This window comes from Streptomyces sp. NBRC 110035 (assembly GCF_000829695.1).
Classification (GTDB): domain Bacteria; phylum Actinomycetota; class Actinomycetes; order Streptomycetales; family Streptomycetaceae; genus Streptomyces.
The window spans coordinates 1-25,019 of the sequence record NZ_BBNN01000022.1; the positions used below are offsets into that span (position 1 = coordinate 1).

Annotated in this window: 22 protein-coding genes and 2 pseudogenes; 7 read left to right on the top strand and 17 right to left on the bottom strand. The window is 73.7% G+C overall.

Annotated elements, in window-relative coordinates:
- The first annotated feature begins 64 nt into the window (after positions 1–64).
- Together TU30_RS11880 and TU30_RS11885 are read left to right on the top strand one after the other, a co-directional pair.
- Positions 65–598 carry a winged helix-turn-helix domain-containing protein gene (locus TU30_RS11880; protein WP_042168353.1) on the top strand — a complete coding sequence of 178 codons (534 nt, stop codon included), beginning with the start codon at positions 65–67 and terminating at the stop codon, positions 596–598.
- Positions 595–1,081: pseudogene (locus TU30_RS11885) on the top strand (transposase). Before TU30_RS11880 ends, TU30_RS11885 begins: the two are co-directional and overlap by 4 nt.
- Positions 1,082–1,091: 10 nt before the next feature.
- Here TU30_RS11885 and TU30_RS11890 read toward each other — a convergent pair.
- Positions 1,092–1,331 carry a hypothetical protein gene (locus tag TU30_RS11890; RefSeq protein WP_042168358.1) on the bottom strand — a complete coding sequence of 80 codons (240 nt, stop codon included), beginning with the start codon at positions 1,329–1,331 and terminating at the stop codon, positions 1,092–1,094.
- Positions 1,332–1,576: 245 nt separating this feature from the next.
- Positions 1,577–2,011, bottom strand: coding sequence for a hypothetical protein (locus TU30_RS11895; protein ID WP_234307841.1), 435 nt, complete (start codon positions 2,009–2,011; stop codon positions 1,577–1,579).
- A gap of 289 nt (positions 2,012–2,300) precedes the next feature.
- Here TU30_RS11895 and TU30_RS33945 point away from each other — a divergent pair.
- Positions 2,301–2,420: pseudogene (locus TU30_RS33945) on the top strand (3-hydroxyacyl-CoA dehydrogenase family protein); the annotation flags it as partial.
- Between the two features lie 240 nt (positions 2,421–2,660).
- Positions 2,661–2,918, top strand: coding sequence for a hypothetical protein (locus tag TU30_RS11900; RefSeq protein ID WP_042168360.1), 258 nt, complete (start codon positions 2,661–2,663; stop codon positions 2,916–2,918).
- A 46-nt stretch (positions 2,919–2,964) separates the two neighbouring features.
- Here the strand turns inward: TU30_RS11900 and TU30_RS11905 are convergent, their stop codons facing one another.
- From TU30_RS11905 to infC, 10 genes are all read right to left on the bottom strand, one after another.
- Entirely contained in the window at positions 2,965–3,504 is a 540-nt protein-coding gene (locus TU30_RS11905; protein WP_042168362.1) for an NUDIX hydrolase, read from the bottom strand.
- Between the two features lie 144 nt (positions 3,505–3,648).
- Positions 3,649–4,989, bottom strand: a complete 1,341-nt coding sequence (locus TU30_RS11910) for a hypothetical protein (protein ID WP_042168365.1) — start codon at positions 4,987–4,989, stop codon at positions 3,649–3,651.
- 278 nt (positions 4,990–5,267) lie between these two features.
- Positions 5,268–6,338: a PP2C family protein-serine/threonine phosphatase gene (locus TU30_RS11915; RefSeq protein WP_370626623.1), complete on the bottom strand. Its 1,071-nt coding sequence runs from the start codon at positions 6,336–6,338 to the stop codon at positions 5,268–5,270.
- Between the two features lie 536 nt (positions 6,339–6,874).
- Positions 6,875–9,439, bottom strand: a complete 2,565-nt coding sequence (gene pheT, locus TU30_RS11920; protein ID WP_042168368.1) for a phenylalanine--tRNA ligase subunit beta — start codon at positions 9,437–9,439, stop codon at positions 6,875–6,877.
- On the bottom strand, positions 9,439–10,560 hold the full coding sequence (gene pheS / locus TU30_RS11925) for a phenylalanine--tRNA ligase subunit alpha (protein ID WP_042168371.1): 1,122 nt from the start codon (positions 10,558–10,560) through the stop codon (positions 9,439–9,441). The genes pheT and pheS overlap by 1 nt, the downstream gene beginning before the upstream one ends.
- Positions 10,561–10,708: 148 nt before the next feature.
- Complete coding sequence (locus TU30_RS11930; protein ID WP_042168374.1) at positions 10,709–11,854, bottom strand: ATP-binding protein; 1,146 nt, start codon at positions 11,852–11,854, stop codon at positions 10,709–10,711.
- Between the two features lie 129 nt (positions 11,855–11,983).
- A complete protein-coding gene (locus tag TU30_RS11935; protein ID WP_042168378.1) occupies positions 11,984–12,844 on the bottom strand; it encodes an RNA methyltransferase in 861 nt (286 codons plus the stop codon).
- Positions 12,845–12,983: 139 nt separating this feature from the next.
- A complete protein-coding gene (rplT, locus tag TU30_RS11940) occupies positions 12,984–13,367 on the bottom strand; it encodes a 50S ribosomal protein L20 (protein ID WP_004933571.1) in 384 nt (127 codons plus the stop codon).
- 100 nt (positions 13,368–13,467) lie between these two features.
- Positions 13,468–13,662: a 50S ribosomal protein L35 gene (gene rpmI / locus TU30_RS11945; RefSeq protein ID WP_015661694.1), complete on the bottom strand. Its 195-nt coding sequence runs from the start codon at positions 13,660–13,662 to the stop codon at positions 13,468–13,470.
- A 119-nt stretch (positions 13,663–13,781) separates the two neighbouring features.
- The gene (gene infC, locus TU30_RS11950) at positions 13,782–14,450 is read right to left on the bottom strand and encodes a translation initiation factor IF-3 (RefSeq protein ID WP_078878255.1); all 669 of its coding nucleotides are present in this window, start codon (positions 14,448–14,450) and stop codon (positions 13,782–13,784) included.
- A gap of 405 nt (positions 14,451–14,855) precedes the next feature.
- On the opposite strand from infC, the gene TU30_RS11955 reads away from it, so the two are divergent.
- Positions 14,856–15,215 carry a DUF1844 domain-containing protein gene (locus TU30_RS11955; protein WP_042168389.1) on the top strand — a complete coding sequence of 120 codons (360 nt, stop codon included), beginning with the start codon at positions 14,856–14,858 and terminating at the stop codon, positions 15,213–15,215.
- 17 nt (positions 15,216–15,232) lie between these two features.
- Here TU30_RS11955 and TU30_RS11960 read toward each other — a convergent pair whose 3' ends face one another.
- Positions 15,233–15,964: an SseB family protein gene (locus TU30_RS11960; protein ID WP_042168391.1), complete on the bottom strand. Its 732-nt coding sequence runs from the start codon at positions 15,962–15,964 to the stop codon at positions 15,233–15,235.
- A 70-nt stretch (positions 15,965–16,034) separates the two neighbouring features.
- Here TU30_RS11960 and TU30_RS11965 point away from each other — a divergent pair, with 70 nt between their 5' ends.
- On the top strand, positions 16,035–16,859 hold the full coding sequence (locus tag TU30_RS11965; RefSeq protein WP_370626624.1) for a serine hydrolase: 825 nt from the start codon (positions 16,035–16,037) through the stop codon (positions 16,857–16,859).
- Here the strand turns inward: TU30_RS11965 and mycP are convergent.
- Positions 16,856–18,031, bottom strand: coding sequence for a type VII secretion-associated serine protease mycosin (mycP, locus tag TU30_RS11970; RefSeq protein WP_042168393.1), 1,176 nt, complete (start codon positions 18,029–18,031; stop codon positions 16,856–16,858). The genes TU30_RS11965 and mycP overlap by 4 nt on opposite strands.
- A complete protein-coding gene (locus tag TU30_RS37130) occupies positions 18,028–19,284 on the bottom strand; it encodes a hypothetical protein (RefSeq protein WP_234307845.1) in 1,257 nt (418 codons plus the stop codon). Before TU30_RS37130 ends, mycP begins: the two co-directional genes overlap by 4 nt.
- A gap of 758 nt (positions 19,285–20,042) precedes the next feature.
- Between TU30_RS37130 and TU30_RS11980 the strand changes: the two genes are divergently transcribed.
- The gene (locus TU30_RS11980; RefSeq protein ID WP_042168396.1) at positions 20,043–21,245 is read left to right on the top strand and encodes an amino acid deaminase/aldolase; all 1,203 of its coding nucleotides are present in this window, start codon (positions 20,043–20,045) and stop codon (positions 21,243–21,245) included.
- 240 nt (positions 21,246–21,485) lie between these two features.
- Here TU30_RS11980 and TU30_RS11985 read toward each other — a convergent pair whose 3' ends face one another.
- A complete protein-coding gene (locus TU30_RS11985) occupies positions 21,486–22,394 on the bottom strand; it encodes a DUF2510 domain-containing protein (protein ID WP_042168400.1) in 909 nt (302 codons plus the stop codon).
- A gap of 128 nt (positions 22,395–22,522) precedes the next feature.
- Positions 22,523–24,802, bottom strand: coding sequence for a lantibiotic dehydratase (locus TU30_RS11990; protein WP_042168403.1), 2,280 nt, complete (start codon positions 24,800–24,802; stop codon positions 22,523–22,525).
- Positions 24,803–25,019 lie beyond the last annotated feature (217 nt).

Sequence of the window (25,019 nt, forward strand, 5' to 3'; positions counted from 1 at the left end):
TGTGAGATGTGCGGATGGGGGCGGGCTGACCCCTGCGGGACGTCGGCGCCGGGAGTCGGCGCGGATGCAGGCGGCCGAGTTGTACGAGCAGGAGATCAAGCAGTCGGAGGTCGCACGGCGACTGCGGGTGAGCGTGAAGTCGGCGTACCACTGGCAGCAGTTGTGGCGGGACGGCGGTCGTGGGGCGCTGGCCTCCCGCGGCCCGAGCGGATCGCGATGCCGGCTGTCCCCGCGCTGTCTGGAGGAACTGGCCGGGTATCTCGAGGAGGGGCCGGCCGAGCACGGCTGGGTGGAGGATCAGGTGTGGACCGCGGCGAGGGTGGCCACGCTGATCGGCAGGAAGTTTCACGTCTCCTACAGCGTCTCGGGTGCCACCAGGCTGATGCACCGGCTCGGCTTCAGCCCCCAGGTCCCCGCGCGGCGGGTCGCCGAGCGCGACGAGCAGGCTGTGACCGCCCGGAGGGAGGCGACCTGGGCGGAGGTAAAAGAGCCCGGGCGGCGTGCGGAGGTTACATCTGCTTCGAGGACGAAGCCGGGTTCACCCGCCGACCGCCCAAAGGACGTACCTGGGGCCGGCGCGGCCGCACCCCGGTCGTGACCGTCAGCGGACGACGCTCAGGACGCCTGTCGCTGGCCGGACTGATCGCGATGCGGCCGGGCTCCCGCACGGCGGCTGTGCCACCGCCTGCGTACCCACCCCGCCGGCAAAGGCGCACGCCGCAGCATGGGCGAGCGCGACTTCGTCGCGCTGGTCGATGGCACCCACCACCTCGTCCAGGCGCCGATCGTGCTGGTCTGGGACCGCCTGAACACCCACGTCTCCCACGCCATGCGTGAGGTGATCGCCCAGCGCGAATGGCTGACGGTGTTCCTGCTCCCCGCCTACTCACCCGATCTCAACCCCGTGGAATGGGTATGGGCACACGTCAAACGCAGCCTGGCCAACCTCGCAGTGGTCGCCCTCGACCGGCTCGAAACGCTGGTCCGCAACCGGCTCAAGCGCCTCCAGTACCGGTCCCACACCCTCGACGGCTTCATAGCCGGTACCGGCCTGACCCTCGTCGATCCAGCGTCACCTTGACGAGCCGAAGTCAGTAACGCGCGGCCTGTCCTTCCTCACTTGATCCGGCCGCGCTGCGCGCGAACTCCAGCAGGCGCTGTGACACCGACCCCTCCAACGCCCAGAAAAGCGTATTCCAAACGGCACCGATCGGGCGCTCCGGCACCCGCACCATTGCCGGCCGCAGGGCCATTCCGGCCTCGGCGAACCACTCCAGCACGGTCAGCGTCTTGATCAGGCGGCCATGGGAGTCTCCGAGCACCTTGAGCACCTGCTGGCTCGATGACCAGGCTGTGTTCCGCCGAACCATGAGTGCGCCGCTCAAGCGCAGCCCACACCACCATGTCGGCCCCGCTTCGACGTCCTGGCCGCTGTGACGCGGCCAGGATTGCTCACCCCTCTGGCCAGCGTGAGGGCTTCACCCACGGCTTAGCGGATGCAGGAGAGCGAGGAGCAGGCCCGGTTCTCCGCGCGAACTGCCGGACCCAGTGCGGCCGCGGCCACGGCCTTCGCAGGTCAGCCCGTGCCGTTGGAGTAGTGCGTGTCAGGACGCTGCCGTGGGATGCCCGGATGGATCCGGCGCTTGAGGACGCTCCAGCGGTGAGGGGCGCCTTGCCGCAAGACGTACCAGGAGGCCGGGAGCGCGGCGGCGGCGTCCAGCGCGCTGCGGCCACGGCGCCGGGCCCGACTCTGCAGGGCGCCGAAATGGAGGCAGCCCTGGTGGAGTACGACCAGTTCGCCGTCGAGGACCAAGGGCTTGTCGAGGTCGGCCGCCGCCGCAGCGATCTCTGGGAAGGCACCGGTCAGGTCGGCTCCGTTCCTCGACTGGATCGTGATGTGGCCGGGGTGGGCGAAGACGATCGCGCGGAACCCGTCCCACTTCTGTTCCATGATCATTTCACCCGGGAGGGCACCGTCCGGGGGCAGCTCTCGTCGGGCTTCGGTGAGCATCGGCGCGATCGGAGGGGTCAGGACCACCCTTCACATCTACGCCGTCCGTGGCGCGTGTGCGCGCTGGGCTGCACCGAACCGGGTGGGATGAGCGGAACGACCATGCGGATCCATGGCGCAGGGGGGCTGCTATTTTCCAGCTCACAGCCCTCTCCGCGAGGGTGATGTCAGGGAGTTCTCAGGGGGGTCCCGAGCGAAAGACATTGGAATATCGGGAAACACCAAGAAACACACTTTGGTCCTGGTCACAGCCCCATAAGAAGATCCCACCGCAGCTCAAGCCCGTACCTTCTCGATGTACGAGGAGTACAAGGAGCCGCTCTACGCCGCTCCCCCGCCGCTCCCCCGCATGGTCGACGCCGGCCGCCTGGGCCGCAAGAGCGGATCCGGCTTCTACACCTACGGCTGACACGGCCGCCCCTGCCGGAGAACCGACGCTCCGGCACGTTCACCGACCGTCACGTTCCGGCCATGCGAACGGGCCCGGTGCCCCTGGGTCACCAGGCGCACCGGGCCCGCGGCGTTCACACACCGTGTGCGCTCCGGGCTCGCATATGCCTCTCGCACACTCTTACCCCGCGTCCACCAGGGGAGTTGACTCACCCTCCGCAGGCAAGGGATGAGAAGGATGACGGAGAGGAGCGGACTTGTGACCGCCGATCCCGAACAGCCCGCCGTCCAGGGTGAACTCGCGGAGTTACGGCGCCGCCTCGACGTGGCATACGCCCGCGTCGAGGGCGGACTGGCCCTGCTCAGCCATCGCACCGAGGAGGCGGCCAGGGAGCTGGACGAGCTGAACACCCGGATCGTCACCCTGGAACACGCCCGCTGGCCGCTCCAGGCGGTCGCGGCCGTCACGGCCGTGGGCGCGCTCCTCGTGACGGTCTGGCAGGCGTTCGGCCGCTGAACCACGCACCCGGGCCGGACGGCCGACGGCCGCACAAGGGGCTGGGTCAGGTGTCCTGGCCCAGCCTGAGATGGTGCAGCAGGAGTAACGCGGCCGCCATGGTGGCGGCCGGGACCTCGCCACGGGCGACCAGGTCGGGGACCACCTTGAGCGGTACCCACTCCCGGCGGTCCGACTCGAAGTCGTCCACCGGGTGTCCGAGGTACTCGGCCTCGTCGGCCCAGTAGATGTGGTGCCGGGCGTCGGTGAGCCCGTTGGACGGTTCCACGCTCATGAGGTGGTGCAGGGGCCCCGGCCGCCAGCCGGTCTCCTCCTCCAGTTCCCTGGCCGCCGCCCGGACGACGTCCTCGCCGTCCTCGACGACCCCGGCCGCGAGTTCCCACCCCCAGCTGTCGGTGATGAAGCGGTGGCGCCACAGGAGGAGGACCTCGTTGGCCTCGTTGACCACCGTGGCCACGGCGACGGGCCGCAGCCGGATGAGGAAGTGGTCGAGCTGCCGGCCGTCCGGCAGCTCGACCTCCGCGAGGTTGACGCTGAACCAGCGGTTGGCGTACACGGTTTGTTCGTTCTTGTTCGTCCACTGCACGGTTATGCCACCTTCCGTTCGATGGGTGGCAATATCGCAGCAGTGACGGTTCGGCAGCAGGCGCACAGGAGTGAGCCCGCGGCGCAGCGGACGGCGCGGTGCGGGCGCACGGTGCGGGGCACCCGGCTGCAGCGCCGGCAGCGGTTACAGCGGTACGCGCAGTGCCCCGTCGATGAGTTCGGCCGCCTCGGCGGTCCCTTCACAGCCGTTGCGCACCAGGTGCTCACGCACGGCGCGAAGCCTGTCGCGCAACCGCTGCGACTCCATTCCCCGGGCCTGCTCGGCCATCTGCACGGCGATGGCGACCGCTTTGTCGGCGTTGCCCTGTCGCAGCTCGATGGTGCTGAGCATGGCGAGCCGGTGCACCCGGCCCCGGTCGTGCGCGGGGTTGCCGACGGCGGCGGCCGCGTGCTCGCCCGCCGCGGCCAGTTCGCCGAGGCTGAGCAGGGCCTCCGCCACCTGCACGTTGACCAGGCCGGGCTGGACATAGCCGGTCTCGTCGGGTTCGTGTCCGCGCCGGATGCGCTCGGCGGCCTGCTCGGCACGCCGGATGCGGGACAGCGCGCCGGTGCTGTCGCCGAGGTGGGCGTACGCCTTGGCCTGCATCGCGTACAGGTCGGAGGCGAGCGCCGGGGTGATGTGCTTCCCGGCGGCGCGGAGCGCGGCCTCCGCGAAGGCGACGGCCTGCCGGTACTCCCGCATGAACAGCGACTGGTTGACGAGGAGTGCGATCACATACGCGCCGAGTCCCCGGTCCCCGCTGGCTTTTGCCAGCCTCAGCGCCTGGTGGAAGTAGCGCTGGGCCAGACCGTGGGCGTCGGAGTCGTAGGCGCAGATTCCGGCGACGGCCACCAGCCCGCCGGTGGCCCGGTGCAGTTGACGGCCCATGGCGTCGGTGTAGCCGCCGCGGAGCAGCGGAGCGGCCTCGGTGTTGAGGAAGCCGACGATGCGGTCACGGGTCGCGACGCCGCCGGCCTTGCGGTACATCTGCTCGTAGTGGCCGCGGGCGGCGCGCAGCATGTCCAGGTCGCCGGGGGTGACCCGGTGCCGGCCGCCGCGCGAGACGTCGACGTCCTCGGGCGGGTTCTCCCACTCCCAGACGGGCATCACGGCGGGGGTGCCGGTGACGGCGGGCGCGCCCAGTATGTGCGGGCGCCGCTGCTGGTCGGAGCGCCACAGCGCGGTGGCACGCTCCACGAAGCCGCAGAGCGTGCCCGTGTGCGGGGCGGCGGGTTCGCCGGGGACGCCGAGGCCTATGTCGTCGAGGGTGACCGGGCGCTGCAGCCGGGCGGCCAGCACCTCGCAGATCAGGTCGGGCACCTGGCCCCGGGGCCGCTGCCCTTTCAGCCAGCGTGCCACGGCGGTGTGTTCGTACCTGAGGGACAGTCCGCGCGTCCGGCCGGCCTGGTTGACGTGCGCGGCCAGGCCCGCGTGCGAGATACCGGCCTCGTCCAGGACCGCGTCGAGCAGAGTGTTGGGCTGCATGAGGCCCCCCGGGGGATCGGTGCCGACAGAGTAGTGGGTGGGCGTTCACACGGGGTGTGAACGGAGTGCCCGCATCCGCAGGGTGCGCGCGCTGTCGCGGAGAGTCGCCGGCCGGTTGACTGAGGTGCCTCGAAAGAGGCCGGCCGGGCCGCCGGCTCCCCCTCGTACAGTGCGGCGGCCCGCTTGTGCGCCGTCCGCCCGGCTGCCTGCCCGACACTTTGCGGCGGGGCGGACGGCACCGCCGGCCCGGACGGCGGCGACCGCGCCGGTCACGACGGTCACGACGACGGGTGCTGCAGCGGGTTCGTCGGGGAGAGGTCCGCCGCGCCCGGGTGCGCGGCAGTGCCCTGCGGCTCCGAGGGCGCGCGGGAGGACGGGCGCTCGTTCCTGAGGACCAGCAGGGCGACGTCGTCCTTGGGCGGGCCACCGGTGTGGCGGACCAGCGCCGTGAGGACCGTCCGCAGGACGGACTGCGGTGTGGGCGGGGCGGCCTCGCACGCGACCGAGGCCAGCACCTCGGACAGCGGAAAGAAGGTGCCGCCGGCGTCCCGTGCGTCCTCGGCTCCGTCCGTGTGCAGGACGAGCGTGTCGCCCGGCAGCAGCCTGCCGCAGGAAACGACGGGAAGCCCTGCGGGCAGCGGGAACGGACCGAGCGGCGGGAGCGGACCGGCACGGGCGATCGGCTCGGCCCGTGCACCGCTCAGCAGGTGGGGCCAGGGGTGCCCGCAGTTCAGGGCGCGCATCTGCCCGTCGGGAAGGATCTCGAGCAGCAGGACGGTGACGAACTCCTCGGCGGTCCGGAAGTCGTGGCCGGTGCCCGCCGGCAGGCGCTCGGCACGCGCCCGCTCCCGCAGGTGACGGCCCATCGCCCGCTCCAGCCGGCGCAGGACTCCGGTCAGGTCGGGCTCGTCGTGCACGGCCTCACGGAAGCCGTCGAGAACGGCACCGACGGTGGGGGCCGCTGCGATCCCGTGTCCGCGGACGTCGCCGATGACGGCCCGTACGCCGTACTCGGTGGCGACCACCGCATACAGATCGCCGCCGATCCGGGCGCCCCGGTCGGCGGACAGTTGGACGGCGGCGACGGCCAGCCCGTCGACACGGGGAGGCGGCCGCAGCATCCGCCGCGTGGAGCGGGCCGTCGTGCGGCTCCGCCGCACCTCCCGCAGCAGGCTCCGCCCGACGTGCAGGGCCAGCCCGGTACCGAGGGCGCCGAGGACGCCGGGCCGCAGTCCACGGGCGAGCGCCCGGCGCAGCGGACAGTGGTCGGGCACCCATGGGGTGGTCGACCCCGATGAGGTGGTCCCGGACCGTCCCGCGCGGGGCGGTCCAGCCTTGAAGAGGATCATGCCGATGGCCCCCCACTCTTGGCCCTGACAGCGTAGACCGGCCTGGAAAGGCCGGTCCGATTCTGTCGACCGCATCACCATATCCGGACGTATCGCCCGGAAATGCCACCCGAACGAGTGAGGTGACCGTCGGGAACGGATGTGAACAGATGCGCAGGGGACGCATGAGTCCCCGAGGGACGGGGGACGGCTGATCCTGCCCGGCAGGTCGAGCCCGGAGGCGGTGGTCGGTGCCGTCCGGCGATACCGCGCCGGGACCGCCGCGCCCGACGAGGAGGCGGAGGAAGCCGGGGACGCGCCGAACCCATCGGATGCGCCGGGGCCTTGGGCCTCAGCGGCACCGGCGGGAGCCACCGGTCGGTTTCCCGAGCCCTCCCCCGCTCTCAGGATCCCGGACCCCGGGAACACGCGGGGGCCGCGTGGCCGGCCTCGGCACGGCGAACCGTACCCGGCCGGCCACGCGGCCCCGGAGAACCCGCCGGTGCCGGCCCGGAGACCCCGCCGTCTCCGGCGGGCCCTCCGAAGCCCGGAGGGTGTCAGCCCCTCAGGACCGCCCCGGTGCGCTCGCCCGCGAGGGCGACCGCCGTCTCCCGGGCCGCGGAGGCCTCGTCGACCGTCAGTGTCCGGTCGGCCGCGCGGAACCTCAGCGCGTACGCCAGGGACCTGCGGCCCTCGCCCAGCTGCTCGGTGCTCTCGTACACGTCGAACAGCCGGATGGACTCCAGCAGTTCACCGGCGCCCTCGCGCAGCGCCGCCTCGACGTCGGAGGCCGGCACGGTCCCGTCGACGACCAGGGCGACGTCCTGGGTGGCGACCGGGAAGGTGGAGATGGCCGGCGCCTGCGGGATGCCTCGGCCGGCCTGCTCCAGGGCGTCGAGGTCGACCTCCATCGCGCAGGTGCGCGGAGGCAGGCCCAGGTTCTTCACCACGCGCGGGTGCAGCTCACCGGCGTGGCCGACGACCCGCTCGGTGCCGTCGACGGTGACCGCCAGTTCGGCGCAGCGGCCCGGGTGCCACGGGCCGTACCGGCCCTTGCGGACGACGAGTTCGGCGCCCGCCTCGGCGGCGACGCCGCGGGCGGCCTCGACCGCGTCGGCCCAGCCGGCCGGACGGCCCGCGCCCCACCAGCCGGCCTGCTCGCGGGCACCGGCGAGGACGACGGCGACGTGCCGCGGCTGGTGGGGCAGCGCCGCGTCGAGACCGGCCAGTTCCTCGTCGGTGGGCCGGCGGTCCACGGGCAGCCGGGGGGCGGTCCGCTGCTCCTCGCGCGGCTTGAAGACGAGGCCGGTCTCGAACAGCGCGAGGTCGTGGCTGCCGCGTCCGTCGTTGCGCCGCAGCGCGCCGAGCAGGCCGGGCAGCAGCGAGGTGCGCAGCGCGGGCTCCTCGTCGTTGAGCGGGTTGGTCAGCTTCACCACCCGGCGGGCCGGGTCGTCGGCGTCCAGGCCGAGCTGGTCGAGGATCTGCTCGCCGACGAACGGGTAGTTCGGCGCCTCGACGTATCCGGCACCGGCCAGGGCCCGGCCGGTCCGGCGGTGCAGCCGCTGCCGGGAGGTCAGCCCGCGTCCGGCGGGGGGCCGGGGCAGGGTGGCGGGCAGGTTCTCGTAGCCCTCGAGCCGGATGACCTCTTCGGCCAGGTCGTTCGGATCGGTCAGGTCGGGCCGCCAGGACGGCACGGTGACGATCAGCTCGTCCTGTCCGCCCGTCGCCCGGCCGGCACCCCCCGACGACGCGTTCCACGCGGCGGTGTTTCCCACCACGTCGCAGCCGACCTGCTGGAGGCGGCGCACGACGGTCTCCCGGCCGTAGACGACACCGGCGACCCGGTCGGGGTGGTCGGCCGGGAGGGTGATCGTGTGGGGCGCGGACGGGGCGACGACCTCGGTGACCCCGGCCTCGGCGGTACCGCCGGCGAGCAGCACCAGCAGGTCGACGGTGCGCTGCGCGGCAGCGGCGGCGGCCTGCGGGTCGACGCCGCGCTCGAAGCGCCGGGACGCCTCGGAGGACAGCTTGTGCCGGCGGGCCGTGCGCGCGATCGACACGGCGTCGAAGTGCGCGGCCTCGATCACCACGTCGGCCGTGGCCTTCTCGACGTCGTGGTCGGCGATCTCGGTGTCGGCGCCGCCCATGACGCCGGCGAGCCCGATCGGGCCGCGCTCGTCGGTGATCACCAGGTCCTCGGCGTCGAGGGTGCGCCGCACGCCGTCGAGGGTGGTGAGCTTCTCCCCCTGCCCTGCCCGGCGCACACCGATGGTGCCCTGCACCAGGGAGCGGTCGTAGGCGTGCAGCGGCTGGCCGAGCTCCAGCATCACGTAGTTGGTGACGTCGACGGCCAGGGAGACCGGGCGCATGCCGGCCTTCTGCAGTCGGCGGGTGAGCCAGATCGGGGAGCGGGCGTCGGGGCTGAGCCCCGTCACCGTGCGGGCCGTGAAGCGGTCGCAGCCGACGGGGTCGGAGACCTTCACCGGGTAGCCGAACGCGTTCGGCCCGGGGACGTCGAGCAGGGCCGGGTCGCGCAGCGGCAGCCCGTAGGCGGTGGCGGTCTCGCGGGCCACGCCGCGCATCGACAGGCAGTAGCCGCGGTCCGGGGTGACGGCGATGTCGAGGACCTCGTCGACCAGCTCGAGCAGTTCGACGGCGTCCGTGCCGACCTCGGTCTCGGGCGGCAGGACGATGATGCCCTTGCTGCCGTCGTCGCCCATGCCCAGCTCGTCGCCGGAGCAGATCATGCCGTGCGAGACCTTGCCGTAGGTCTTGCGGGCGGCGATCGCGAACCCGCCGGGCAGCACCGCGCCGGGGAGCACCACGACGACCTTGTCGCCCACCGCGAAGTTGCGGGCGCCGCAGACGATCTCCTGGGGCGCGCCGGTGCCGTTGGCCTGTCCGACGTCGACCGTGCAGAAGCGGATGGGCTTCTTGAAGCCCTCCAGTTCCTCGATGGTGAGCACCCGGCCGACGACCAGGGGGCCCTTGAGGTCGGCGCCGAGGTGTTCGACCGTCTCGACCTCGAGGCCGGCCGAAATGAGCTTGGCCTGGACGTCGCGCCCGGTCTCAGTCACCGGCAGGTCGACGTACTCCCGCAGCCAGGAAAGCGGGACCCGCATCAGATCTCCATCCCGAACGGCCGGGTGAACCGGACGTCACCCTCGACCATGTCTCGCATGTCCTCGACGTTGTGGCGGAACATCAGCATCCGCTCGATGCCGAACCCGAAGGCGAAGCCGCTGTACTTCTCGGGGTCGACGCCGCAGGCGGTCAGCACCCGCGGGTTGACCATGCCGCAGCCGCCGAGCTCGATCCAGCCCTCGGAGGAGCAGGTGCGGCAGGGGCGGTCGGGGTTTCCGACGGACTCGCCCTTGCAGACGTAGCAGAGCATGTCCATCTCGGCGCTCGGCTCTGTGAAGGGGAAGAAGTTCGGCCGCAGCCTGGTCTTCATGCCCTCGCCGAACAGCGACTGCACCATGTGGTCCAGGGTGCCCTTGAGGTCCGCCATGGTGAGGCCCTCGTCCACGGCGAGGAGCTCCACCTGGTGGAAGACCGGGGTGTGGGTCGCGTCCAGCTCGTCGGTGCGGTAGACGCGGCCGGGGCAGATCACGTAGACCGGCAGCTCGCGGCCGAGCAGGGAACGGATCTGCACGGGCGAGGTGTGGGTGCGCAGCACGACGCCGGACTCGGTGCCGCCCTGAGGACCCTGCACGAAGAAGGTGTCGTGCTCGCCGCGGGCCGGGTGGTCCGGGCCGATGTTGAGGGCGTCGAAGTTGAACCACTCGGCCTCCACCTGGGGGCCCTCGGCCACCTCGTAGCCCATGGCCACGAAGATGTCCTCGATGCGCTCGGACAGCGTGGTCAGCGGGTGCCGGGCTCCGGACGGTACCCGCTCGTGGGGCAGGGTGACGTCGACCGCCTCCTCCACCAGGACCCGGGCGTCCCGCTCGGCCTCCAGTTCGCTCTGACGGCCGGCGAGGGCCTTGTTCACCGCGCCGCGCGCCTGGCCCACGCGCTTGCCCGCGTCGGCCTTGGCGTGCGGGGGCAGGGCTCCGATCTCCCGGTTGGCGAGAGCCAGCGGCGAGGCGGGGCCGGTGTGGGCGATCTTGGCCTCGTGGAGTGCGTCGAGGGAGTCCGCGGCGGCGAAGGCGGCGAGCGCCCCGTCCCGCATGCGCTCGATCTCTTCCGGTTTCAACGCCTCGACCTCGACAGGGTCGTACGACTTATTGGGTGCCGACATCTCTTCCCGTACTTCCGATTGGCTGGCTGATGGTCCCCGTCACCGGCTCGTGGCCGAAGCGTCTCCGTCTGCGGGACACAAAGGTGCCAGGGGCCGAGTCTAACGGGGTGGGGGACCGCGAATGCGCCCGTGGGGCCCGGGGTGCGCGCTAGGTGAGATACGCGGGGGCCGCCACGGGCAACGTAAATCGGAGCTCCGCGCCGCCGCTGGGGGCGCGGCCGACCGTGATGGTGCCGCCGTGGGCCTCGACGATGCCCTTGACGATGTACAGCCCGAGGCCGGTGCCGCCGCGCTTGCTGCCCCGCCAGAAGCGGGTGAAGACGCGGTTCATGGACTCCTCCGGGATGCCGGGGCCCTCGTCGCTCACGGTGACCGACGTGGCCGCGTGCTCGCCGTTCTCCCGGTCACGGGGGGACGCCGAGGGCGTGATGTCGATGGTGACGGTTCCCTCACCGTGGCGCACCGCATTTTCCAGCAGGTTGCTGAGCACCTGGTCGACCTTGTCGGGGTCGGCCCACAGGTCGGGCAGGGGGTGCTGGACGCGCAGCAGGAACCGGTCGGCGCTCTGTCCGGCGGCGACGTAGGCCTGGATGTGCCGTCCGACGGCGGCCCCGATGTCGACGGGCTGGCGGCGCAGCTCCAGGCGCCCGGAGTCGATGCGGGAGATGTCGAGGAGTTCGGCGATGAGCCGGGTGACCCGGTCGGCGTCGGCGTCGACGGTCTCCAGCATGAGCTGTTTCTGCTCGTCGGTGAAGCGCTCCCACTTGGCCAGCAGGGTGGCGGTGAAGCCCTTGACGGAGGTGAGCGGGGAGCGCAGTTCGTGGGCGACGACGGCGATCAGTTCGGCATGGCTGCGTTCGGTGCGGCGGCGGGCCTCGGTGTCGCGCAGCGACACGACGACGCGGTGGACGGGTCCGGTGGGCCGGGTGCGGACGTAGCGGGCGGAGACGAGGACTTCCCGGCCGCCGGGCAGCAGCAGGTTGCGCTCGGGCTGGCCCACCCGGATGGAGAGGCCGCCGTAGGGGTCGGTGAGCTGCCACCATCGCCGGCCCTCCAGGTCCTCCAGCGGCAGGGCCGTGTCGAGCCGCCTGCCGAGGGCCCGCCCGGCGGGGACGGCGGTGATGCGGGCGGCGGCGGCGTTGAAGCAGATGACCCTGCCGTGCTCGTCGGCGACGACGAGACCGTCGGGCAGCTGGTCGGGATCGATGCCGAGTTCGGCGGGGCCGGCGGACCGGGGCGCGGGCGGGCGCGCCGCCCGAGGTGCTCCCGGTGCGCTGCTCGTGCCGACGGTCATCCCCGTACCCCACCTCTCCGTACTCCCTCGGGGTGCCCCGCGCTCGTGCGGGGTCCCCGGTCCGGTCGGAGCCGGGGAGCCTGGGGTACGGCCGAGAGCTGGGGGAGGGTCCCCGGGCAGGTCACCTTACTAGCTCTCGGTGACGGAGCGGCACCCTCCGGCGGCGCGCTGTGCACGCGCCGACGCGTAGAGACATACGGCGGCGGCGGTGGCGAGGTTCAGACTTTCGGCCTTTCCGTGAATCGGAACGCGGACGACGGCGTCGGTGAGCGCCCGGGTCTCCTCGGGAAGTCCCCATGCCTCGTTGCCGAAGACCCAGGCGGTGGGCCCGCCCATGGTGCCCCGGTCGAGTTCGTCGTCGAGGTCGCGGTCGCCCGCGCCGTCCGCGGCGAGTACCCGTACTCCGGTGTCCCGCAGGGCGGCCACGGCGTGCTCGACGGGCACGCCGACGGCGACGGGCAGGTGGAACAGCGATCCGACGGAGGCGCGGACGGCCTTGGGGTTGTAGAGGTCGACGGAGGCGTCGGTCAGGACGACGGCCTCGGCACCGGCGGCGTCGGCGCACCGCAGGACGGTGCCGGCGTTGCCGGGGTCGCGTACGTGGGCGAGGACGGCGACGAGCCGGGGGCGGGCGGCGAGGATCTCCTCGAAGCGGGTGTCGAGGAAGCGGCACACCCCGACGAGGCCCTGCGGGGTGACGGTGGTGGAGATGTCGGCGACGACCTGCTCGGCGGCGAGGTGGATGCGGGCGCCGGCGTCCCGGGCGGCGCCGATGATGTCGGCGTACCGCTCGGCGGCCTCCGGGGTGGCGAACAGCTCGACGAGCGTGGCTGCGCCGGCGTCCCGGTGCACGGCGGCCTCCCGTACGGCCTGTGGCCCCTCGGCGAGGAACAGCCGCTCCTTGCCCCGGACGTTCCGCTTGGCCAGCCGCCGCGCGGCCAGCACACGGGGTGAGCGGGAGGAGATCAGCTCGGGGGTGGCGGGGGGCATTCGGTTCACTTTCGCTCGCAGCTTCGGCGGCGGCTCCCGCGCGGGTGCCGCGCCGGCTTCCGGATCCGGACGGACTACGGACCCGCAGGCAGCGCCTGCGGGTCCGTTGGATCACGCCGGTCTCGGGGCCGGCGCGGCGTCACGCGGCCTTGGGCGCGTTCACGTCCGCCGGCAGCGCCTTCTGGGCGACCTCGACGAGCGCGGCGAAGGCGGTGGCGTCGTTGACGGCCAGCTCGGCCAGGATCTTGCGGTCGACCTCGACGTTCGCGGCCTTCAGACCCTGGATGAAGCGGTTGTACGTGATGCCGTTCGCGCGGGCAGCGGCGTTGATGCGCTGGATCCACAGCTGACGGAAGTCACCCTTGCGCTTCTTGCGGTCGTTGTAGTTGTAGACCAGCGAGTGGGTGACCTGCTCCTTGGCCTTGCGGTACAGGCGCGAACGCTGACCGCGGTAGCCGGAGGCCTGCTCGAGGATCGCCCGGCGCTTCTTGTGGGCGTTGACTGCCCGCTTGACGCGTGCCACTTGTTAACTCCTTGTAGCGGGGCCGCGGTTGGTGGTCACGTGGCCCGAAATCGATTGGGTCCCGGTTCTGACGTACTGACGGCGCCGGAGCGCCGGAGCGTCACTTGCCGAGAAGCTTCTTGATCTTCTTGGCGTCGCCCGGGGCCATCTCGGCGTTGCCGGTGAGGCGACGCGTCACACGGGACGACTTGTGCTCGAGCAGGTGGCGCTTGCCGGCGCGCTCGCGGAGCACCTTGCCGGAGCCGGTGACCTTGAAGCGCTTGCTGGCACCGCTGTGCGACTTGTTCTTCGGCATGGCGCCGTTATCTCCTCGTCGGTGGCGCTCCGGTGCCCGGTCACGAAAACCGGGCACGGTGGAGCGTCGTACTTGTTTCGGTTGTGTCCCTGGGGGCCTGGGCCCCCGAGGTCATACGGTCACGCGTCGGCGGGAGCCTCGGCCCGGACTTCGGCCGGCGCCTCGGCGTCGTCCGACTGCTCGGCCTCCGCGGCGTTCTGCGAGCGGCCGGGGTGGGCCTTCGCGTCCGCCTTGCGGGCTTCCTGTGCCTGACGGGCCTCGGCCATCGCCTCGGTCTTCTTCTTGTGCGGACCGAGAACCATGATCATGTTCCGGCCGTCCTGTTTCGGGTTCGACTCGATGAACCCGAGGTCCTGGACGTCCTCCGCGAGCCGCTGCAGCAGTCGGTAGCCCAGCTCGGGCCGGGACTGCTCGCGACCACGGAACATGATCGTGATCTTGACCTTGTCGCCCTGCTTGAGGAACCGGACGACGTGACCCTTCTTGGTGTCGTAGTCGTGCGGGTCGATCTTCGGCCGGAGCTTCATCTCCTTGATGACCGTGTGCGCCTGGTTCTTGCGCGCCTCACGGGCCTTCATGGCCGACTCGTACTTGAACTTCCCGTAGTCCATGAGCTTGCACACGGGCGGGCGGGCGTTCGCCGCGACCTCGACCAGGTCCAGGTCGTACTCCTGCGCAAGCTCCAGTGCCTTGGCCAGCGGGACGATGCCCACCTGCTCGCCACTGGGACCGACAAGTCGCACCTCGGGAACGCGAATCCGGTCGTTGATGCGGGGCTCGGCGCTGATGGATCCTCCTAGATAGCACCACGCGACAGCCTGGTGGACAGCCGCGTAACGTCTGTGTTCGTGAGACCTGACCGCGCCGAAGCAACAAAAATGCCCCGGACGATCACAGACGGGGCTCCTCGAACTACCGGAGCACCGCCGCGGTGACCGCGGGGCGCACTTTCGGGCGGATCGCCGCCGAGCGGGACCGCCTGACCGGTGACCTGCCATCCGGGGGACGGTCAGGTGGGAGTTCGAAAGCCTCCACTTGTGGGCCGGGCACGCATGCTGTGGGCAGACGGGTCCGACCGGTCGTTACACAAGGTTAGCAGCTTCCGCGAGGGTGCGCCAACCGCCCGCGCCGGGCCCTGGTCGGCGCACCTCCTGCTGTCAAGGGGACACGCGCCGGGCCCTATGGTGTGGGGCATGAGTGAGACCTCCCCCGCAGGCACCCCCGACTTCGACACCATGGCCCGAGACATCGCCGAGGTCCCGGCCGTCGAGGTGATCGTGACGGTCGCCGTCAATCTGATGAGCGCCGCGGCCGTGAAGCTCGGTCTGACCGAGGAGGGCGACGAGCACAGGGACCTGGACGAGGCCCGCAAGCTGGTACACGCGCTGGCCGGTCTGCTGGACGCGTCCGCGACCGAGATCAGCTCCTTCCACGCGGCGCCGCTGCGCGACGGCCTGAAGTCGCTCCAGCTGGCGTTCCGCGAGGCCTCGCTCGTCAAGGACGAGCCGGGGCAGGGGCCGGGTGAGAAGTACACGGGCGCGATCTACGGCTGAGCGCGGCGGGGCACGGGTCACCCGCGGACGTAGAAGGGCTCGCCCGGTGGCGTCGCTCCGGCCGGCAGCACCGCCAGGTCGAGGCCGCGCACCAGGCGGGCCCTCAGTGTTTCGTCGGCGGCGAGCCGCTGTGCCACGGCGCGGGCGGCCTCGGCGACGGGGGCGGCCGGGTCGAGGACCAGGGCGAGGGTGCCGTCGGCCTGTCCCGGTCCGAGGTGGGCGCGCAGGACGGCGGGTTCCGCGGCGACGACCGCGCGCAGGGCGCCGGTGACCGCGGGGTCGGCCAGCGGGTCGGTGGTCGTACGCCCTTCGGCGAGCGCGAGCAGCAGCGGGCCGGTCAGTTCGAAGGGCACGGGCCCGGCCAGGTCGAGGACGACCGTGTCCGCCTTCTCGTGCGCGGCCGCCTGCAGGGCCTGGTGCAGCGGCACGGCGACCGGGCGGGCCCGGGGGTCCCAGCGGGCGAGCGAGTCGGTGGAGGTGAAGGCGGGCAGCGCGGTGCGGCCGCCGGCCTTCAGCGTGGGGACGGCCATGTCGCTGGTCTTCTCGCGGCGCAGCCCTCGTTCGTCCTCCTCGGTCTCGCCGAGGACGGCCACCACGGGGACCAGCAGCCGGGTGCCCCTGAGCGCGTCGAGGACCGGCGCGACGGCGTTGCCGTCCTCGGCCCAGGCGGCGAGCGCCGCGCTCAGCCGGGGGTCCGCGGAGCCGTCGTCGTCACGGTAGCCGGGGTCGGGAATGTTCTTGTTCGCCACGGTCGTCGACCCTATCGGCCCGGGGTGGCAGACTCGCACGCGGGCGGACGGCGGGGAGCGGGAGGTTCCGGTGGGGTCCGACGGGTGGAGCGCGTGGCCGGCGGCGATGGCGGCGGTGGCCGTGCCGGACGGGGCCGAGGTGTCGGTGGGGGTGCTGGACCCGGTGTCCGGGGCGGGTTTCCGTCATGGCGGCCGGGCGTTCGTCACGGCGAGCGTGGTGAAGGTCGGCATCCTGGCGGCGCTGCTGCTGAAGGCGCAGGACGCGGGACGGGCGCTCAGCGGGGAGGAGCGCTCGTACGCGGCGGCGATGATCGAGCGCAGCGACAACGACGCGGCGTCGGTGCTGTGGCGCTCGATCGGGCGGGCGGGCGGCCTCGACGCCGCGCACACCCGCCTCGGCCTGACCGGCACCGAGGGCGGCGACGGCCCTCGCTGGGGGCTGACCCGGACCACGGCCGCCGATCAGCTCCTGCTGCTCCGCCAGGTGTTCGGGAATCCGGCGGACTCGGCACTGACCGCGGCCTCGCGGGCGTACGTACGGGGGCTGATGGAGCGGGTCGTCCCGGAGCAGGCGTGGGGGGTGCCGGTGGTGGCGGACGCGCTGCCGGCGGGCGGCGCGGCGTGGGCGGTGAAGAACGGCTGGGTACCGCGCGACGCGACCGGGCTGTGGGCCGTGAACAGCGTCGGCCGCGTCACGGTCGGGGGCCGGGAACTCCTGGTGGCCGCGCTGTCCGACGGCAACCCGACGATGGCCCGGGGCGTCGCGCTGGTGGAGGCGGCGGCACGGGCGGCGGTGTCGGCGGTGCGGCCGCACCCACCCGGCCCCGTTCGCCCCGGCCGCGGGGATGCCGCCGGTCGCCTCCGCCCCGGTCCGCCGGACGGAGAGCGGCCCTAGGCGTCCTGGTGGCCCGGTCGGCGGCCGCGCCACAGGACGACCGTGGCCACCAGGAGGACGCCGCCCGCGCCGCCCGCGAGGGGGGCGGCCCAGTCGGCGGTGCCGGTGTCGGACCCGGCGGTGTCCGGGCCGGGGCCGAAGTACTGCTCGCCGTAGGCCGCCGGCTCCAGGCTCTCGGGCTTCAGGCGGGCCGCGGCCTCGATGGCGGCGGCCGGGTCGACGAAGCCGAAGCCGCGGGAGTCGTCGCGGCCGTCGGCGGGGGCGTTGCGGGCGGTGTCCTGGAGGAGCCTCTTGAGCTGGGCCGGGGTCAGCCCGGGGTGGGCCGCCCTGACCAGGGCGACGGCGCCGGAGACGAACGCGGCGGCGGCGCTGGTGCCCCAGCCCTCGTAGTACTTGCGGTCGGGGTCGGGGATGATCACGTCGACGCCCGGGGCGCTGACCGTGGCGTACCAGCGCCGGGTGGAGAAGGGGGCGCGGGCGCCGTAGCGGTCGACGGCGGTGACGGCGATGACGCCCGGGTAGGCGGCCGGGTAGGAGACACGGTCGCCCTTCTCTCCGCCGTTCCCGGCGGAGGCGACGACGGCCACGCCCTTGCGGAGGGCGTACTGGATCGCCTCGTCCTCTCCGGACTCGGGGTGTGCGGAGGCGGAGTCGTCGCCGAGGGAGAGGTTGATGACGTCGGCACCGTGGTCGGCGGCCCAGCGGATGCCTTCGGCGAGGGCGTTGCCGCGGGTGCTGCGGGCCTTGGCACGGGAGGGGTCGCCGTCCTCCAGGATCACCCGGACGGGGAGGACCTTCGCCTCGGGCGCGATGCCCAGGACGCCTTCGCCGTTTTCGGCGCCGTGTCCGTGACCGGCGATGATGCCGGCCATGGCGGTGCCGTGCCGGGCCCAGGCGCGGTCGCCGGCCTCGGCGCCGAAGCCGACCAGGTCCTTGCCGGCCAGGACGTTGCCGTCGAGGTCGGGGTGCTCGGCGTCGACCCCGGTGTCCAGGACGGCGACGGTGACACCCGCGCCCCGCGTGGTGCGCCAGGCCTCGTCGGTGTGCAGGGCGTCCAGGCCCCACTGCCGGTCGCGGATGCCGTCGGCGTACGCGGCGGTGGCGGGGAGCAGGGCGAGGCCGGCGGCCAGCAGGACGCTCAGGGCCGCGGCTCGGGCGGTCGCGGGCCTCATGAAGACTGCTCCGTGGCCGCACCGACGTTCTTGCGCAGACCGCGTTCGACCCGGTCGGCGAGGCCCCGCGCCTCGTGGCCGAGGCCTGCCTGGGCGGGGGCGGTGGTGGTGCCGGACTCCATGGCGTCCTCGGCGGGCAGAGGGGTGTCGACGTCGCGGCCGTCGGCCCAGCCGGACACGGCGTAGACGACGACGGGGGCGTCGGTGAGGACGGAGATCGCCCACGCGGCACGCTGTCCGGCGCCGAAGCCCGCGGCCGCGGTCCCCTTCGCCGCGTACGGGCGGGGCATCAGGTCGCTGCGGCGGTCCAGGCGTTCCTTGTCGAACCGGTCGGCGAGGGAGGCCATGGCGGCGGCATCGGCCTCGGTGAACAGCAGGCCGACGGTGGTGACATGGCTCTGCGTGGCGTCGGTGTAGGTGGCACGCAGCAGTCGTTCGCAGCCGACGGGGGCGAGCAGCTTGCGCAGCAGCGGGTCGAAGGCGCCCTCGCAGCCGCTGTCCGGGGCCACCGCTGTCCGGGTCCAGGTCCGGTCGGCGTCACCGGGGCCGGCGCCCTTGCCCTGAAGGGTGGGCGGGAACAGTTCGTCGACCGGAACGCTGTGCCACATGTTTCCGGCGGCGGCGAAGCCGCTGCTCTCCCCCGCCTCGCCGGAGTCCCCGGCGAGCCAGCTCCCGGCGACGGCACCGCCGATCAGGCCCACGCCGAGGACGAGACAGACCGCGGCGGCCACGACCTGGGAGCGGAACCGCCGTCCGAGCGGGTACGGCCGGGCGTTCTCGTCGTACCCCTCGGGCTGCGCGAACGTCACGACCGGCCGGCCGGAGCCGGAGGCACCGGCTTCCGTGGAAGCGCTCCAGGAGAACGCGGGGTCGGGGGTGCCCCGGCCGTAGTGCGCGGCGGTGTTTCGCCCGGAGCCGTACGGCTCCCCGGCACCCGGACGCGGAGCCGGAGCCCACGCGCCGCCCCGCTCCGGACGGAGCGGGGGCGCGGTCGGCCGGGACGGCGGGACCGGGGGCGGGGCGGGCCGAGCCGGTGCGGATGCCCGTACGGGGACCGGGCGCAGGCGGGTCGTCGTCTCCGGCGGGGTCTCGGGGCGTGCCTCGGTACGGCGGGCGTCCGCGCGGCCCGCGGCGGAGCGCTGCCCGGTGGGCGGCTGCTGCCGGCCGGGGTGGTCGGGGCCGTGGGTGGGCTGCACCGGCACGGTGGCCGAGCCGTTCGGCGAGGCGGCCGGGGACGGTGCTCCGCGGTCCACGGCCGGCGGGGGGTCCGGAAAACGGGCGGACGCCCTCGGTGGGGGCGGTGCCGCCGCGTCCGTACCACTGTCCGTGCCCACCGGTTCGTCCCGGCCGCTTCGGCCACCGGCGCCGAACCCCGGGAAGGGGGGCCTGGACGGTGAAGACGCCGGGGAAGAGGGGGCGGGACCGGGCGCGTCCCCTGCGCCGCCCTCCGCTCCGCCGGTGCCGGCGGACGGCGCCGCGGCCGGCCGGCGCACGTCGAACGCGCCGGTTCCGCCGGAGGTCCGTCCCCTGGGCTGCACCGGCGCGGCGCCGCCGGTGCCGTTCGCCGCTCCCCCGGTGGGCGTCGCGCCGGATGTCCCGCGCGGCCCGGTGCCGGCGTCCGGCTGCCGCCGGTCCGGCCCGCGGGGGTCGTCGGCCGGAGGGCGGGGCGGGCGCGGGGGCGTGGACGGCGGCGGGGGGGTCGTGGGGCGGGGAGGGTGGGAGGCGCGCTGCGCTTCCGTGCTCATGCACCCCCCGTTTCCTCGTGCCCGGACCGTTTCCTCGCCGCGGGCCGGTGTCTGCCGCCGGACCCGGTACGAAGCCGTCCCGGGCACAGATACCCGCACGGGAGGAGCATCATCCCGGCACGGGTCCTTGCCCGGCGTGGGCCGCCGGACGTGCGCGTCACTCTACGGCGTGACACCGGCCGGACGGGAACCGGTCCGCAGGCCCGCGGCATCTGCCCGGAACATCCCCCTACCCCTGCGGCAAACCCGTCTGGCAGGCTGCGTCCATGACTGTGCGCGCCTCCGACCGGGCCCGTTACGACCGGGCCACCGCCCACCTCGACGCCCCGCTCGCGATCGTCGATCTGGCCGCCTTCGACGCCAACGCGGACGATCTGCTCCGGCGGGCCGGCGGGAAGCCGGTGCGGGTGGCCGGCAAGTCCGTGCGCTGCCGCGCCCTGCTCGAACGGGTGCTCGCCCGGGACGGTTTCGCGGGCATCATGTCGTTCACCCTCGCCGAGTCCCTGTGGCTGGCCCGCTCCGGTTTCGACGACATCCTGCTCGCCTACCCCTCCGCCGACCGCTCCGGTTACGCCGAGCTGGCCGCCGATCCCAAGCTGGCCGCCGCCGTCACCGTCATGGTCGACGACCTGGCACAGCTGGACCTGATCGACGCGGCGCGCGCCGGGGGCGCGGAGGTGGTGCGGGTCTGTCTGGAGCTGGACACCTCGCTGAGGCTGCTCGGCGGACGGGTGCGGGTCGGTGCCCGGCGTTCCCCGCTCCACTCCCCCGCGCAGGTCGCCGAGCTGGCCCGCGCGGTGGTCCGGCGCCCCGGGTTCGAGGTCGTGGGGATCATGGCGTACGAGGGTCATGTCGCGGGGGTCGGGGACGCGGTGGCCGGGCAGCCGCTGCGGTCCCGGGCCGTACGGCTGATGCAGGCCACCGCCCGGCGGGAGCTCGCCGCGCGGCGAGCGGCGGTGGTGCGGGCGGTACGGGAGGTCGTGCCGGGTCTGGAGTTCGTCAACGGCGGTGGCACGGGCAGCGTGCAGTACACCGCCGAGGAGGACGCGGTCACCGAGATCGCGGCGGGTTCGGGGCTGTACGTACCGCGGCTGTTCGACAACTACACGTCGTTCAGCGGGCGTCCGGCGGCGCTCTTCGCCCTGCCCGTCGTACGGCGCCCGGGTGTGGGCGTGGTGACGGTGCTCGGCGGCGGCTATCCGGCGTCCGGCGCGGCCGGCACCGACCGGCTGCCGGTGCCGTATCTGCCCGGAGGGCTGCGCTACGACCCGCAGGAGGGGCCCGGCGAGGTCCAGACACCACTGCTGGGCTCGCCGGCCGACGATCTGCTGATCGGCGACAAGGTGTGGTTCCGGCACGCCAAGGCGGGCGAGCTGTGCGAGCGGTTCGACGCGCTGCGGCTGGTCGAGGGTGACGCGGTGACGGACACCGTGCCGACGTACCGCGGCGAGGGCATGACGTTCCTTTAGGGGTCATTCCCCATGGGCGTCCGGTCGGGTCGCGTGGTCCGGTGCCGTGCGCCGCAAGGCCCCGGAGAGCCCTCGTAGCGGAGCCACCAGGGCTTTTCGGCGACACGGCGAGGTGCGGTGCCGGGCCGCGCGACCCGCGCGGGCACAGGGGAAGGACCCCTCGGCCCGCTCCAGCCGGGCCGGGCCCGGTCCGTCCCGGTTCGAGGGGGCCGGTCCGCCGCCACGGGCCAGGGGGCGGGCTCAGGAGGCGGGGCCGACGCTGTTGCCCACACCACCGCCGGGGCCCGCGTCGCCGGCCGCGCGGATGCCCTTGGTGATGCGGTCCATGTCGGCCAGGGGCGGTGCGTCGTCGCCTGCTTCGAACACGTAGCGGACGGCGACCGGCGCCCCGGTGCCGACGGTGGAGGGGAAGACCAGCGACTGCACGTACCCGCCGGGGCCCCTGCCGGTCGTCACCTGCCAGCGGACGTAGTACCCGGCGCGGCCCGCCACCGCGACCGGGCCGGACTTCAGGACCGTGTGGGACTCGATGCCGCCGTAGGGGCTCTGGTCGAGGGCGTCCTCCTCGAAGGCGTCCTCGGCCGCGTCGGAGACGTCCTCCTCGGCGAGCAGTTCGGGAGAGGTCTCGTCGGTCCCGGTCATCGTGCGGGAGATGACGAGGCCGTGGCGGCAGACGCTGCCCTCGCCGGGGCAGTCGTGGGTACCGGGAGTGGTCATGACGACGTCGTCCTGACTGACGTTCTCCGGCCGGACCCAGCCGTCGAGGAGCGGGAAGGTGACGCCGTTGAGCTGGTCCTCGACGGTGTTCGGTTCGTCGGCGGAGGATTCGGACGCGGGGGCGGACGACGCCGGGCCGTCGCCGTCCGGTGAGGGGGCGGACGACGCGGTGGACGGGCCGGTCCTGGTCCTGGGGTCTCCGTCGTCGCCGCCCAGCAGCACCGCGCCGGTGACGATCGCGGCGACGAGCACGGCGGCCACCGTGGCGAGGGCGATCGCCCGGGTACGGCCGCCGGTGCCACCGGAAGGCACCGGCACCGGCCCGCCGGGGGCCTCCGGGGTGCGCCGGTGCTCGGTCCAGGCCGTGCCGTCCCACCAGCGTTCCAGGTGCGGGGCGTGCGGGTCGGGGTACCAACCGGGTGCGGGCGTCATACTCATCCGAGCACTCTAGGGCGAGGGCCGGCGGAGCCCGCCGTCGTCCTCGCGACCGGTCCGCGCCCGGGACGGGTTGCCGTCCCGGGCGCGGACGGCGACGTCGGGGGTCGGCGGCGCCCCGACGGCTACGCCTCCGTGTCGAACGCCACGAAGCGCAGTTCCGAGGTGTACCGGCGTCCCTCGTCGTCGCGGAGCCAGGTCTGCTCCGGTGAGGGCAGCATCTCCGTGAACGTGACCGTGCCCCGCGGGTCCCGGCGGGCCAGCCGGCGCAGTGCCTTGGCGAGGATCGTGACGTACACGGGACTGTCGAAGTCGACGTAGAACGGCCGGGACTCGGTCGGGGAGACGACGAAGACGAAGCGGGGCAGGCCGAGCCGTGCGCGCCAGTGCCGGGCGCGGACGAAGCGCCGGGCCTCGTCCCTGTCGTCGGCGAACCCCGCCTCCGACGCGGGCAGCCGCCACGTCTCCCGGGCCACCACCAGCCGGTCGACGGTGACGCGCGGTGTGTGGCCGTCCGGCGGCAGGAGTTGGAAGAGGTCCATCGACAGGGTGGTCAGGACGTGCGAGAAGACGTCCGTCACCGGGAACCTCGCACCGTCCGGGAGCCGGACGACCAGGTCGCCGTCACGCTCCTCGACGACGGCGTCGGCGCTGCGTACGGCCCGGGGGCGGGCGGGGTCCGCGGTGAAGTCGGTCAGGGCGACCTGGTAGTCCCGGGGCCGGATCAGCGTGTTCCGGACCCGGGCGGACAGGCGCGCGCGGTGTTCCTTGGGGATCAGCGGCAGCAGGCGCGGCCCGGGGTGGTCCCGGTCGGTGAGACGGAGCAGTTCGCCGGCGTCCGGGTGCTGGTGGGTGAAGAGGGAGGCGCCCAGCGTGTTGGCGGCCAGGTGGAGTTCGCCGAGGACGAGGGTGAAGTCGCCGCGGGCCACCGCCTCGGTGCCGTCGGCGGCGATCATGATGTCCGGGCTCAGGTAACGGGCCGCCGTCCAGCCGCCGGAACCGGCGAACTCCTCGCGCACCGCCGCCTCGATGTCCGCGGAGCGGACGGTCACGCGGCGGGCGTCCGGGGGGATCGCGAGGATCCGCTGCCAGGTGGCGGCGAACTCCTCCTGGAGTTCGCCGGCGGTGGCGCGCGCGGTGCCGTGCAGCACCGGAAGGCACGCGAACCAGAGGGCGGCCAGGTCCACCGGTCCCTCGGCGGCGAGGCGTTCGTACACCGCGCGCGTCCCGGTCCGTACGACGGCGGCGAGCCGTGAGGTGAGCCACCCGGCGCTGTCCATGAGCAGCCGCAGCGGACGCAGCGCCTCCAGCACCTCGGGGCCGAGGCGGGCCGTCGCGGACCGGCGGGAGTCGTGGTACACGAGCGCCCGGCACGGCGCGGTCGACGCGGACTTCTCCCGTACGGCGGCGGTGTCGGTCAGTTCGGTGAAGTCCCGCTCCAGGCCGGTCAGCGCGCCGACCAGCGCGTCCACGTCGTGGGCGGCCGCCACCGCCGCGCGGCCCTCCTCCAGCCGGTCGAGCGCGGCGAGCCCCCGTCGGCGCGGTTCCGGCGCGCCGACGGTCTCCAGCCAGGCCCTCAGGTCCCGGTCGGGGTGGGTGCCCGCGGGCACGTCCAGGCGCCATACCACCCAGCGGCGGGCGACCAGGTCGGCGAGGACGGCGGGCACGTCGTGGTCCGGAAGCGCGGCGGCGATCGCCCGCGCCGGGCGGATGCCGTCGCAGAGGCCGAGGACGGCCGCGGTCCGGGCGGGGACCGTCACCGGACTCCGGCCGGGCACGCGGACCCGGCAGCCGTCCACCGTCACGAAGGGCACCCGGCGAGGGGCGATCCACTCCCGCAGGCCGGGATCGGCGTCCAGGGTCCTGGCCAGCGCGTCGACGCCCCAGCTCGCCCAGTAGACGGTGGACTCGGCGACGGTGCCGGAACCGGTGTCGACGGCGGCGCCGGACGCCGCGGCGTCCCAGCGGCCCCAGCCGACGGGTCCGAAGAAGCCGATGGTGTCGTTCTTCACGCAGAACCGCTGCCAGTAGTGGGCGACCAGTTCCTCCCGCTGGCGGGGCATGCTGCTGCGGCTGTCCACGCCCGGCGTCCAGCGCAGGAACGGGGCGATGCCGGAGGTGAGGACCGGGCGGTTCTGCCAGGCCACCGCCTCCCGGAAGGACGGCGTACGGGCGATGTCCTGGAGGGTGTGCGCGGTCTCCACGGCGGCGTCGGCGAACAGGCGGGCGAAATCCGTCCAGCGCGCGCTGTCGAGGGGGGTTTCCGGGTCGAACGTGTCGGCCGCCTCGGCCACTCCGGCCGGGGCCAGCCGCAGCACCCCGTCGGCGGGGAAGCCGGGGCCGCGCAGCGCGAACTGCTCCCACAGACGCCAGCGGCCGAGGGACGGTACGCGGTCTTCGGTCATGGCAGGGCTCTCCTTGGCGGGCGCGGGGGCCGGGCGGAGGGGCACGGCGCGGGCGGGTCGGGGCGGGCGGGACGAGGCGGGCGAGGGCGCGGCGGCAGGGCGGGAAGGAGTGCGGGCCGGCTCGGGACCGGGGACCGGTGCGCGCCGGTCCCCGGTCCCCGTACGGTCGCGTCGGGGCCGGTGACCGGTGGGGCGCACGGTGGGGGGAGCAGCGGGT

Coding starts and splice junctions, on each gene's coding strand:
- TU30_RS11880 (WP_042168353.1), top strand. CDS start 65: ATGCAGGCGGCCGAGTTGTACGAGCAGGAGATCAAGCAGTCGGAGGTC.
- TU30_RS11895 (WP_234307841.1), bottom strand. CDS start 2,011: ATGCTCACCGAAGCCCGACGAGAGCTGCCCCCGGACGGTGCCCTCCCG.
- TU30_RS11910 (WP_042168365.1), bottom strand. CDS start 4,989: ATGCAGCCCAACACTCTGCTCGACGCGGTCCTGGACGAGGCCGGTATC.
- TU30_RS11915 (WP_370626623.1), bottom strand. CDS start 6,338: ATGATCCTCTTCAAGGCTGGACCGCCCCGCGCGGGACGGTCCGGGACC.
- pheT (WP_042168368.1), bottom strand. CDS start 9,439: ATGCGGGTCCCGCTTTCCTGGCTGCGGGAGTACGTCGACCTGCCGGTG.
- pheS (WP_042168371.1), bottom strand. CDS start 10,560: ATGTCGGCACCCAATAAGTCGTACGACCCTGTCGAGGTCGAGGCGTTG.
- TU30_RS11930 (WP_042168374.1), bottom strand. CDS start 11,854: ATGACCGTCGGCACGAGCAGCGCACCGGGAGCACCTCGGGCGGCGCGC.
- TU30_RS11935 (WP_042168378.1), bottom strand. CDS start 12,844: ATGCCCCCCGCCACCCCCGAGCTGATCTCCTCCCGCTCACCCCGTGTG.
- rpmI (WP_015661694.1), bottom strand. CDS start 13,662: ATGCCGAAGAACAAGTCGCACAGCGGTGCCAGCAAGCGCTTCAAGGTC.
- TU30_RS11955 (WP_042168389.1), top strand. CDS start 14,856: ATGAGTGAGACCTCCCCCGCAGGCACCCCCGACTTCGACACCATGGCC.
- mycP (WP_042168393.1), bottom strand. CDS start 18,031: ATGAGGCCCGCGACCGCCCGAGCCGCGGCCCTGAGCGTCCTGCTGGCC.
- TU30_RS11980 (WP_042168396.1), top strand. CDS start 20,043: ATGACTGTGCGCGCCTCCGACCGGGCCCGTTACGACCGGGCCACCGCC.
- TU30_RS11985 (WP_042168400.1), bottom strand. CDS start 22,394: ATGACGCCCGCACCCGGTTGGTACCCCGACCCGCACGCCCCGCACCTG.
- TU30_RS11990 (WP_042168403.1), bottom strand. CDS start 24,802: ATGACCGAAGACCGCGTACCGTCCCTCGGCCGCTGGCGTCTGTGGGAG.